Genomic DNA, 10,054 nt, shown 5'->3' with positions numbered 1-10,054 from the left:
GTCAAGTTCTCGATGGACCTGCGCAACAGCACCGACGCCCTGGTCGACCAGATGGACGCCGACATCCGCGCCTACGCGGCCCAGGTGGCGGCCGAGACCGGGCTGAAGATCGAGGTCGAGCTGGTCTCGCACTACCCGGCCCAGCCCTTCCACGCCGACTGCGTCAACGCGGTGCAGCGCGCCGCCGAACGCCTGGGCTACAGCCACATGCCCGCCGTCTCGGGCGCCGGCCACGACGCGGTCTACATGGCCAAGCTGGCCCCCACCGGGATGATCTTCATCCCCTGCAAGGACGGCATCAGCCACAACGAGATCGAAGACGCCAAACCCGAGCACATCACGGCAGGCTGCAATGTGCTGCTGCAGGCCATGCTGGAGCGGGCGGGCTGAACCACACCTTCGTGCCCTCCGCGCCGCAGGCGCAGGGGGCCATTCAGGTGGCCAATCCACACCCCCGCAAGATCAAGCCCACCACATGCTCCGTGGCCTGGGCATAGTCCTTGGGGGTCAGGGCGTTGCGCCCCAGCACCGAGGCGATCTGCACATCAAAGTCGGCATAGGTCTGGGTCGCAGACCAGATGGTGAAGAACAGGTGCACGGTGTTGACCGGCGCCATGCGGCCCTGGGCCACCCAGCCGTCGAGCACCGCGGCCTTTTCGAGCACCAGATCGCGCAGCTCGGTCTCCAGCAGGGTCTGCAACACCGGGGCCCCGTGCAGCAACTCGTTGGCGAACACCTTGGAGGCATGCGGGCGCTGCTGTGACAGGCGCATCTTGTCGCGGATGTAGTCGCCCAGGGCCATGGCCGGGTCGGCCTCGGGCGTGATGCCGTGCGTGGGCGCCAGCCAGTCGCTGAGGGTGCGCGCCAGCACGGCCCGGTACAGCTCTTGTTTGTTGCCGAAGTAGTAATGCAGATTGGCCTTGGGCAGGCCGGAGGCCTCGGCAATGGCGGCCATGGTGGCGCCGCTGAAGCCGGCGCCGGCAAACACGCGCTCGGCCGCCTCCAGGATCAGGCTCTCGTTGGCCTGTCGGATCTGGCCTTTGGCAGCCTCGGCAGCGGTTCCAGTGGCGGCAGAAGCCACCTGGGCAGAGGGGAGCTTGGGGACGGGAGGCATGGGATCTCTTCGGAAGAAAAAACGGGCAGCGCCCCATCGGACGCCTGCGCAAACACACAGGGGTCAAGGATACGCTGCCCGCCAGGCTGGCCCGCCGTCAAGAGCAGGCCCCGAAGGCCCGCACCAGGCGGGCCGGCTTCGGCCAGTTTGGCCGCCCCGGTCAATGCTGGGCGGCCTCCCACACCACATGGCTGTAAGCGGCCTTGCCCGGGTCTTTCTTGATCACCGGCGAGCTGCCGCCGTTGAGCAAGACCTTGACCGTGCGCTCGTAGGCGGCCGGGTCCAGGTAGCCGATCTTGTCGGTGCCAGCCTTGGTGATCAGCTTGGCCACGTTTTCCATCTGGCGCTTTTGCACCGCCACGGTGGCGCTGCCCGAGCTGTCTTGCGCCACCACGATCTTGGCGGCTTCCTCGGGGTTCTTCACGGCCTCGTTCCAGCCCTTGAAGGTCGCCTTCAGGAATTTGCCCATCTTGGCCACGAAGGCCTTGTCCTTGAGGCTGGATTCGAGCACGTACAGGCCGTCTTCCAGCGAGGCCACGCCCTGGTCTTCATAGAAGAAGGTCACCAGATCGCTTTCCTTGACGCCGGCATCCACCACCTGCCAGTACTCGTTGTAGATCATGGTCGAGATGCAGGCCGCCTGGTTCTGCAGCAGCGGGTCGACGTTGAAGCCCTGCTTCAGGATCTTGATGTCGCTGTCGGTCTTGTAGCCCAGCTTGGCCATCCAGTTCAGGAAGGGGTACTCGTTGCCGCCGTACCAGACGCCCAGGGTCTTGCCCTTGAGGTCTTTCGGGCTGCTCACGCCGCTGGCCTTCTTGCAGGTCAGCATCAGGCCCGAGCGGTCAAACACCTGGGCGATGTTGACCAGGGGCACGCCGGCCTCGCGGGCGGCCAGGGCGTCGGGCATCCAGTTGACGATGGCATCGGCCGACTTGCCCGCGATCACCTGCACCGGGGAGATGTCGGGGCCACCCGGCTTGATGGTCACGTCCAGCCCCGCCTCTTTGTAGAAGCCCTTGGCCTGCGCCACGTAATAGCCCGCAAACTGGGCCTGCGGCACCCACTTCAGTTGCACCGTGACCTTGTCGGCCGCCTGCGCGGCGGCACCGCCCAAGGCCAGCAAGGCCGCCAGCACGCAACCGGACAAGCGAAAAGAACTCTTCATGGGACGCTCCTTGTGATGAAAAAAGACAGACAGGGGTGAAAGAACACAGAACAAACAAACAAACAAGCGATGCGCAGCCGGCCTGGCCGCCTCAGCCCCGCACCGAGGGATGCCAGAACGCCACCCGGCGCTCCAGGCGCACGAGCAAGGCGTAGGCCAGCGAGCCGGTGACCGCCGCCACCGTGATGGCGCCCCACACCAGGGCCATGTTCATGCGCGCGGCCTCGGTGGAGATGCGAAAGCCCAGCCCGGCCGTGGGCGAGCCGAAGAACTCGGCCACGATGGAACCGATCAGGGCCAGCGTGGCATTCACCTTCAGCGCCCCCACCACAAAGGGCGAAGCCGCCGGCAGGCGCAGGCTCCACAGCGTGCGGCCATAGCTGGCGGCGTAGCTGTGCATCAGCTCGCGCTCCAGCCGGCCCGCCGATTGCAGCCCGGCCAGCGTGGACACCAGCATGGGGAAGAAGGTCATCAGCACCACCACCGCCGCCTTGGAGGGCCAGTCAAAGCCAAACCACATCACCGCAATCGGCGCCACCCCCACCAGGGGCACGGTGCTGGTCAGCGAGGCAATCGGCAGCAGGCCGCGCTGCAAAAAGGGCTGGCGGTCGATGGCCACCGCCACGGCAAAGCCCAGGCCCGAACCCAGCAACCAGCCGACCACGACCGCCTTGAGCACGGTCTGCACAAAGTCACCGCCCAAGGTGGCTGCATGGGTCCACAAGGCTTCCAGCACCCCGGCCGGTGGCGGCAGCAGCACCCTCGGCACCTCCAATGCCACGGTCAGCAACTGCCAGGCATACAGCACCCACAGGCCGAACAGCAGCGGCGCCAGCGCCGCATCGAAGCGCCGGCCCTCCAGCGCTGCGCAGCGCTGGATGGTCAGCACCGCCAGCGCCCCCAGGCCCAAGGCCCCCAACCAGAAACCGGCCGCGGCCGGTGCGCCCGCCTGGGCCGGCGGCAGTTGCAACCAGCCGATGGCGGCCAGAGCGGCCATCGCGGTCAGGCCCAGCGAGGCCCCACGGCCGCTGGGGCGCAGCCCCAGAACGGCGGCCAGCACGCCCAGCAGGGCGGCCAGCCAGGCCGCAGGCTGGGCCAGCAGCGATTGCAGGGCCGGTGCCGCACCCTCGGCCTCCAGCACCATCAGCGGCTGCAGCCCGCACAGCCCCCACAAGGCCAGCGCGGCCACGGCGGTGAACTGCCCGGCCTGGCGCCTTTTTTCGGGGCTTGCCCTGCTTGTCATGAACGCCTCCTGTTGCGCAAAACCCATTGCTCCAGACCCGCCATCGCGCCCGACAGGGCCAGGCCCAGCAGGGCCGACATCAGCAGGGCCGACCAGATCTGCACCGTGTTGCCGTAGTAAGAACCGGTCAGCAGCCGTGCCCCCAGGCCGGCCTGGGCCCCGGTGGGCAACTCCGCCACCATGGCCCCCACCAGGCCGGCGGCAATCGCCACCTTGAGCGACGGAAACACGAAGGGCAAGGCGGCCGGCAGGCGCAGCAGCCACAGGGCCTGCCAGCGGCTGGCCGCGTAGGTGTGCATCAACTCGGTCTCGATGCGCTGCGGCGAGCGCAGGCCCTGCACCGCCGCCACCGTGACCGGGAAAAAGCACAGGTACATCGCGATCACCGCCTTGGGCAACACCCCGCTGAAGCCCAGGCTGCCCAGGATCACCAGCACGATGGGTGCGATCGCCAGCACGGGAATGGTCTGCGAGGCCACCACCCAGGGCAGCAAGGCCCGGTCCAGGGTGCGCGAATGCACGATCAGCACTGCCAGCACCCCGCCGAGCACCGTGCCCATGACAAAGCCCAGCAGGGTCGACTGGCCGGTCACCCAGACATGGAACAGCAGGTTGCGCGGCGAATCCAGCGGCCAGTCCACCAGGCTGGACCAGAAGTCCAGCGCGATCTGGTGCGGCGCGGGCAGCACCGGGCGCTGCAGGGCCCAGGTGGTCTGCACCAGGTCCGTCCAGTCCCAGGCGCCGCGCGGGTTCAGCACCCGCTCGATGGCCCCGGGGGCATTCAGCCAGACCGCCAGGCCGTACCAGAGCAGCACGATGGCCACCACGATCACCGCCACCGGCCCGACCGAGCCGCCCCGCCTTGCGTCAGTGGTGCCCATCGGCCAGTGCCTCCCGCACTTCGTGCGCCATCTGCATGAACTCGGGCGTGTCGCGCAGGCCCAGGTGGCGCTCATCGGGCAGGCGCGACTCGATCACCTTCACGATGCGACCCGGGCGCGGTGACATCACCACGATGCGCGTGGACAGGTACACCGCCTCGGAAATCGAGTGGGTGACAAACACCACCGTGCGCCGCTCGCGGCACCACAGCTGCTGCAACTGCTCGTTGAGGCCGTCGCGGGTGATCTCGTCCAAGGCGCCGAAGGGCTCGTCCATCATCAGGATGCGCGGCTCGAAGGCCATGGCCCGCGCGATCGACACCCGCTGCTGCATGCCGCCCGACAACTGCCAGGGGTATTTGTTCTCGAACTGGGCCAGGCCCACCCGCCCCAATTGCTCACGCGCCACCGCCAGGGCCTCGTCCTTGGCCCGGCCCTGGATCTGCAGCGGCAGCATCACATTGGCCAGCACGGTGCGCCACGGGAACAGGGCCGGCGCCTGGAACACATAGCCATAGGCCCGGGCCTGGCGCGCCTCACGCGGGCTCACGCCATTGACCAGCACCTCGCCGCCCGAAATCGGCTCCAGATCGGCGATCACGCGCAGCAAGGTGGTCTTGCCGCAGCCCGAAGGCCCGATCAGCGAGACAAACTCACCCTGGGCGATGGTGAGGTCCACCTCCTGCAGCGCCCGCACGGGGGCGTCGGCGGCCGGGTAGATCACGCTGGCGGCACGCACCTCCACGGCGCGGCGCGCCGTGGGCACGACGGCCTGGGTGGCAGCAGGTGTTTCGATCAGAACAGACGACATGGGGCAATCCAAAACCTAACCAAATGGTCAATTTCAGACAACCCATAAGCCAAATCCGTGCCAGCCAAAACGCACCAGATCTGGCAGAAAGCCGGGCCAGCCCAACTCGCACGCACCAAAACCCGCCACGACCCGGCACAGGCAGGCACCGATTTGAGTCAGACCTGCCGAGGGGAACACGATGTAACTGCAATTCCCCAGGCATTGGGAATCTGCCGGGCCGTATTTGTTACCAAAGCCCTCTCCGGTGATACCCAGAAAACGCACCGGCTGGCAGACATAAAAAGATATCGGTCACACCAACCGGTAGTAGAGAATCAATTTTTACTGTAAAAGTACCCAGACCACCTCGGCAGACGCCCAGATCGTGTCCAATTTCACACGACGACTGCGGCATGTTTTGTTAACATTTAGCAACTATTTGCGGTGGGGGGCATGGACAAAAGTTCGTGTGCCGGATACATCTCATAACATTTAAGAACAGGGAACTGCCATGAGCGATGTCAATTCGGGCCACCCGACAGACGTATCTGACCACTTGGCACGTCAGCAATGCGCCCGTCAATGGCGACATTTCCTTCACGCACTGGCCGCTGAATTCGCCACCGCCCTCTCCCCCGCCGACCTGCGCACCCTGAGCCGCCGCATCGGCCTGCGCTTCGCCACAGAACTGCCCCTGCCACCTCAACCCACGCTGGACGGCGTGCAAGCCGCCATGTCGCGCCAGTGGCAAGACCTCGACTGGGGTTGGGTCAGCCTGGTGCAACACGCGGACCATGTGGAAATCAATCATTTCTGCTCCCCCCTGACCGCCGCCTTCGGCGCCCCGGCCGTGGACTGGGCCACCGGCTTCCTGGAGGGCGTCTACCAGCAGTGGTTTGACCAGCAGGGTGCGCCCGGCCTCTCGGTCAGTCAGACCCAGGCCACAGACGGCTGGGGCAGTGTCAGTTTCCGGCTGGGCCGATGAGCCCGCCCAAGGCCCTGAAGCCTGTCAAAGAGTGCCCCAATGACCAAATCTGAAGACATCGTCAACCTGTTCCAACAGTTCGGCGGACAAGTTGATGACTACCAGGAGTTGAGTCGTCAGCAATCGGCCCAGCAAGCCAAGAAGCGCTGGCCGCTGCTGTCGGCACTCGAACTGGGCCAGTCCTCCGCCGCCACGGCCCCGGGCGTGGCCGCAGCAGAAGCCCCCGTCATCTCCGGGCCGATCGAGTTCCGCCCCGCCCCGGTCGCGCCGCCCGTCCAGACATTGGCACCGACAGGCCAGCACCTGAGTGCGGCCGAACTGGCCTTGGTCGCACCGGCCCCTGCATTGGCGGCCGCGCCAGCCAGCGCCCCCGTTTCAACGGTAACGCCACCGGCAGCAGCCCCCGCAGTGGCTGCACCCGCCCTGACACCCCCAGCCGCCCTCCAGGCGGCACCGGCACCCGCCGCGCCCACCGTGGTGATGGCCGCCTTCTCAGCAACCGCACCCGCCCCCGCAACCGCACCTGCTCCCACCTTGCAGGCGCAGGCGCCCGCACCGCAGCCACCGGCCGCAGCGGCCCGCCTGCCTGAACCTGCCGTGCAAGCGGTTTCAGCCCCGCTGCCGGCGCCAACTCCTGCACCTGCACCTGCACAAGCGTTTGCACCACCCACCTCCACCGCCGCCCCCGTGACCCTAGCGGGCACCTCGCCCCTGGCCGGGCTGGCGCAGGCCGCGCGGCCAGCACCAGCACCTGCGGCGGCCACCCCGCCGGCCACGGAACTGCAAGGTATTTTTGCGCGCCTGGCCGGACGGACCGAGGTCGCAGCACCGCCGCCGCAGTCCGGCCTGAGCGCCCTGTGGCAGAACCTGCGAGGTGGCGCATGAAAGTGCTGGCCGTCGTTTCCTCCAAAGGCGGGGTCGGCAAGACCACGGTCACCGCCAACCTGGCCTGCGCCCTGGCGCGCCAGGGCCGCACCGTGGTGGTGCTGGACCTGGATCCGCAGAATGCGCTGGGCCTGCACTTCGGCATCAACCCCAGCGAGTTCCGAGGCATCTCGCGTGCCTCTCTGGCGCAACAGAGCTGGAAGAGTGTGGTGTTCGAAAGCCGCACCGGCGTGTATGTGCTGCCCTACGGGGTCGTCAACGAGGACGACCGCGACCGCTTCGAACACCTGATCGAGACCCGCCTGTTCTGGCTGCGCGACCACCTGCAGGAATTGAACCTGCCGCCCGACGCCGTGGTGCTGCTGGACACCCCGCCGGGCCCATCCGTCTACCTCAAGCAGGCCCTGGCCGAAGCCCACCTGGCCCTGGTGGTGGTGCTGGCGGATGCCGCGTCGTACGCGGCCCTGCCCCTGATGCAGCGCCTGGTGCAGACTTATTGCGCAGGCCAGCCCAACTTCTCAGAAGCCCTGTATGTGGTCAACCAGACCAACAACAGTCGGCAGCTCAGCAAGGACGTGTCCAACGTGATCCGGTCCAGCTTCGGCGACCGCGTGGTGGGCATCATCCACCAGGATCAGTCGGTCGGTGACGCCCTGGCCAACGACCTGTGCGTGCTCGACTACGAATCGGGCAGCCAGGCCGCCAATGACTTCCGGGCCTGTGCCGAAAAAATCGCCCAGCGCCTGCCCACCAGGAACGCCACCGCATGAGCACCACCGCCCCCCCCAGACCCCCTGCGGTCGGCTCGCCCGAAGACACCCAGGCCGATCCCAGCAAACGCTGGGGGCGCTTTCTGAACAGCGTCACGGAATCCCCGATCTGGAACCACCCGGTGGCCCAGTACGTCACCGGGATCCTGGCCTTTTTGCTGTTCCTGCTGGTGATCAGCGTGCCGCTGGACCTGACCGAGCAGGCCATCTTCGCCGGCACCACCTTTGCCGTGGCCCTGCTGCTGCGCCGGACCAAGGGCCGGGTCACGACCCTGGCCATGATGACGCTGTCGATCTCGGCCTCCACGCGCTACATCTGGTGGCGCCTGACCGACACCGTGGGGTTTGAGAACCCGCTCGACGCCTTCTTCGGCTTCGGCCTGGTGGCCGCCGAGCTGTACGCCTTCACCGTGCTGTTGATCGGCTACTTCCAGACCATCTGGCCCCTGGGTCGCAAGCCGGTCCCCCTGCCCGCCGATTCGTCGACCTGGCCCAGCGTGGACGTGTTCATCCCCACCTACAACGAGCCGCTCGAGGTGGTGAAGCAGACGGTGTTCTCGGCCATGAGCCTGGACTGGCCTGCTGACCGCCTCAAGGTGTATGTGCTGGACGATGGCCGCCGCTCCGACTTCCGCAAATTCTGCGAAGACGTGGGCGTGGGCTACAAGATCCGTGGCAACAACCGCCATGCCAAGGCCGGCAACATCAATGCCGCCCTGGCCACCACCGACGGCGAGTACGTGGCCATCTTCGACTGCGACCACATCCCGACCCGCTCCTTTTTGCAGGTCTGCATGGGCTGGTTCCTCAAGGACGAGAAAATGGCCATGCTGCAGACGCCGCACGTGTTCTTCTCGCCCGACCCCTTCGAAAAGAACCTTGAAACCTTCCACCGCACCCCCAACGAGGGTGAGCTGTTCTACGGCGTGGTGCAAGACGGCAACGACCTGTGGAATGCCTCGTTCTTCTGCGGCTCCTGCGCCATCATCAAACGGGCCCCCCTGATGGAGATCGGTGGCGTGGCCATCGAGACCGTGACGGAAGACGCCCACACGGCGCTCAAGCTGCACCGCAAGGGCTACAACACGGCTTACCTCGAAATCCCGCAGGCGGCGGGCCTGGCCACCGAGAGCCTGTCGGGCCACATCGGCCAGCGCATCCGCTGGGCACGGGGCATGGCGCAGATCGGACGGGTCGACAACCCCCTGTTCGGCCCGGGCCTGAAGATCGGCCAACGCCTGTGCTATCTGAACGCGCTGCTGCACTTCTTCTACGGTCTGCCACGCCTGATCTTCCTGACCGCACCACTGGCCTACCTGCTGTTCGGCGCCCACGTGTTCCAGGCCACCGCCTTGATGATCTCGGCCTACGCCCTGCCTCACCTGGCCCACGCCAGCATCACCAACTCGCGCATCCAGGGCCGTTACCGCTACTCGTTCTGGAACGAGGTGTATGAGTCGGTGCTGGCCTGGTACATCATGCGCCCGGTGCTGATGGCCTTCATCAACCCCAAGCTGGGCAAGTTCAACGTGACCGCCAAGGGCGGTGTGATCGAAGAAGCCTACTTTGACTGGGGCATCGCCCGCCCCTACCTGGTGCTGTTGATCGCCAACCTGCTCGGCTTCGCGGTCGGTGTGTGGCAGATGGTGTTTCTGGACAACCCCGAGATCACCACCCTGTTCATCAACATGCTGTGGACGGCCTACAACATCGTGCTGTCCAGCGCCAGCCTGGCCGTGGCCAGCGAAAGCCGCCAGGTGCGGGTCACCCCGCGGGTGGCTGCGGCACTGCCCGCCGCGATCCGCCTCGAAGATGGCAAGGTGCTGACTTGCCAGACCGACGACTTCTCGCAGCAGGGCCTGGGCCTGACCGTGCCGGACGGGGTGCACATCCCCACCGGCACCAAGCTGCAGGTGTCGCTGTTCCGCTCGGACGAAGAAGGTGTGTTCCCGGCCGTCGTCACCTTCGGCGGCAAGGGGCGGCTGGGGGTGCGCTTCGACAACCTGAGCCTGCCCCAGCAGGCCGAGCTGGCGGCCCTGACCTTCTCGCGTGCCGACGCCTGGGTCGGCACCTGGGGCCAGCGCCAGCAGGACAAACCCCTCAGTTCCCTCGGCGGCGTGCTCGCCATCGGTGTGCGCGGCATCAATGAGTTGGCAAGCAACATCGCCAAATCGCTGCGCCTGCGCCGGACCTCCAACGCCAAGTGACCCAACGCCCA

At 66.7% G+C, this 10,054-nt stretch carries 10 protein-coding genes; 5 read left to right on the top strand and 5 right to left on the bottom strand.

The window, feature by feature from the left end:
* The coding region (locus tag L880_RS0120650) for a M20/M25/M40 family metallo-hydrolase (RefSeq protein ID WP_027477294.1) at positions 1-390 on the top strand (390 nt) is incomplete at its 5' end.
* Positions 391-433: 43 nt separating this feature from the next.
* Here the strand turns inward: L880_RS0120650 and L880_RS0120645 are convergent.
* The 5 genes from L880_RS0120645 to L880_RS0120625 all read right to left on the bottom strand — a co-directional run bounded on the left by L880_RS0120645 (position 434) and on the right by L880_RS0120625 (position 5,214).
* Positions 434-1,114, bottom strand: coding sequence for a TetR/AcrR family transcriptional regulator (locus L880_RS0120645; RefSeq protein ID WP_027477293.1), 681 nt, complete (start codon positions 1,112-1,114; stop codon positions 434-436).
* Positions 1,115-1,274: 160 nt separating this feature from the next.
* Positions 1,275-2,279, bottom strand: coding sequence for an ABC transporter substrate-binding protein (locus tag L880_RS0120640; RefSeq protein WP_051443470.1), 1,005 nt, complete (start codon positions 2,277-2,279; stop codon positions 1,275-1,277).
* A gap of 91 nt (positions 2,280-2,370) precedes the next feature.
* Positions 2,371-3,522 (bottom strand): ABC transporter permease, encoded by a 1,152-nt coding sequence (locus tag L880_RS0120635; protein WP_157463004.1) that lies wholly within the window; start codon positions 3,520-3,522, stop codon positions 2,371-2,373.
* Positions 3,519-4,403 (bottom strand): ABC transporter permease, encoded by an 885-nt coding sequence (locus L880_RS0120630; protein ID WP_027477290.1) that lies wholly within the window; start codon positions 4,401-4,403, stop codon positions 3,519-3,521. Before L880_RS0120630 ends, L880_RS0120635 begins: the two co-directional genes overlap by 4 nt.
* Positions 4,390-5,214, bottom strand: a complete 825-nt coding sequence (locus tag L880_RS0120625) for an ABC transporter ATP-binding protein (RefSeq protein ID WP_027477289.1) — start codon at positions 5,212-5,214, stop codon at positions 4,390-4,392. Before L880_RS0120625 ends, L880_RS0120630 begins: the two co-directional genes overlap by 14 nt.
* Positions 5,215-5,707: 493 nt before the next feature.
* Here L880_RS0120625 and bcsD point away from each other — a divergent pair, with 493 nt between their 5' ends.
* The 4 genes from bcsD to bcsA are packed head-to-tail and all read left to right on the top strand — an operon-like array spanning position 5,708 to position 10,043.
* Positions 5,708-6,181, top strand: coding sequence for a cellulose biosynthesis protein BcsD (gene bcsD / locus L880_RS0120620; RefSeq protein ID WP_027477288.1), 474 nt, complete (start codon positions 5,708-5,710; stop codon positions 6,179-6,181).
* 39 nt (positions 6,182-6,220) lie between these two features.
* Positions 6,221-7,066 carry a cellulose biosynthesis protein BcsP gene (gene bcsP, locus L880_RS35805; protein ID WP_157463003.1) on the top strand — a complete coding sequence of 282 codons (846 nt, stop codon included), beginning with the start codon at positions 6,221-6,223 and terminating at the stop codon, positions 7,064-7,066.
* A complete protein-coding gene (gene bcsQ, locus L880_RS0120615) occupies positions 7,063-7,836 on the top strand; it encodes a cellulose biosynthesis protein BcsQ (RefSeq protein WP_027477287.1) in 774 nt (257 codons plus the stop codon). Before bcsP ends, bcsQ begins: the two co-directional genes overlap by 4 nt.
* Positions 7,833-10,043, top strand: a complete 2,211-nt coding sequence (bcsA, locus tag L880_RS0120610) for a UDP-forming cellulose synthase catalytic subunit (protein WP_027477286.1) — start codon at positions 7,833-7,835, stop codon at positions 10,041-10,043. Before bcsQ ends, bcsA begins: the two co-directional genes overlap by 4 nt.
* Positions 10,044-10,054: the final 11 nt, after the last annotated feature.

The organism is Curvibacter gracilis ATCC BAA-807 (assembly GCF_000518645.1).
Taxonomy (GTDB): domain Bacteria; phylum Pseudomonadota; class Gammaproteobacteria; order Burkholderiales; family Burkholderiaceae_C; genus Curvibacter; species Curvibacter gracilis.
This window is presented reverse-complemented; position numbering and strand designations above follow the sequence as displayed.

What these genes read in the sequence shown, in the direction of transcription:
- bcsQ (WP_027477287.1), top strand. Translation starts at nt 7,063, where the DNA reads ATGAAAGTGCTGGCCGTCGTTTCCTCCAAAGGCGGGGTCGGCAAGACC.
- L880_RS0120625 (WP_027477289.1), bottom strand. Translation starts at nt 5,214, where the DNA reads ATGTCGTCTGTTCTGATCGAAACACCTGCTGCCACCCAGGCCGTCGTG.
- L880_RS0120635 (WP_157463004.1), bottom strand. Translation starts at nt 3,522, where the DNA reads ATGACAAGCAGGGCAAGCCCCGAAAAAAGGCGCCAGGCCGGGCAGTTC.
- L880_RS0120630 (WP_027477290.1), bottom strand. Translation starts at nt 4,403, where the DNA reads ATGGGCACCACTGACGCAAGGCGGGGCGGCTCGGTCGGGCCGGTGGCG.
- L880_RS0120645 (WP_027477293.1), bottom strand. Translation starts at nt 1,114, where the DNA reads ATGCCTCCCGTCCCCAAGCTCCCCTCTGCCCAGGTGGCTTCTGCCGCC.
- bcsA (WP_027477286.1), top strand. Translation starts at nt 7,833, where the DNA reads ATGAGCACCACCGCCCCCCCCAGACCCCCTGCGGTCGGCTCGCCCGAA.
- L880_RS0120640 (WP_051443470.1), bottom strand. Translation starts at nt 2,279, where the DNA reads ATGAAGAGTTCTTTTCGCTTGTCCGGTTGCGTGCTGGCGGCCTTGCTG.
- bcsD (WP_027477288.1), top strand. Translation starts at nt 5,708, where the DNA reads ATGAGCGATGTCAATTCGGGCCACCCGACAGACGTATCTGACCACTTG.
- bcsP (WP_157463003.1), top strand. Translation starts at nt 6,221, where the DNA reads ATGACCAAATCTGAAGACATCGTCAACCTGTTCCAACAGTTCGGCGGA.